Here is a 215-nt window from a genome sequence, read left to right on the forward strand (position 1 = left end):
TACAGCATTGATGGCGTAGATATTTCAGGTTTAGTTGATGGCGACATTACCGTTGATGCTCAAGCTGTCGATCAAAACGGTCAAACCGTTACTGATGCTGACACTGACAACATGGATGCCACTGCGGGCTCTATCGATGTGGCGCTCACCATCAATGATGGCGCAGAGACTGCCGACATTTCAGGTACCACCACCGATGTCGCGCCAAACAGCAC

1 protein-coding gene is annotated in these 215 nt (G+C 50.7%); it reads left to right on the top strand.

Annotated features, from left to right (window positions below; translation table 11 throughout):
• Positions 1-215, top strand: a 215-nt coding sequence (locus BCU84_RS20750) for a hypothetical protein (protein WP_198589609.1), incomplete at both ends; no start/stop codon positions are given.

This window comes from Shewanella sp. 10N.286.51.B7 (assembly GCF_002873615.1).
Taxonomy (GTDB): Bacteria; Pseudomonadota; Gammaproteobacteria; order Enterobacterales; family Shewanellaceae; genus Shewanella; species Shewanella electrodiphila.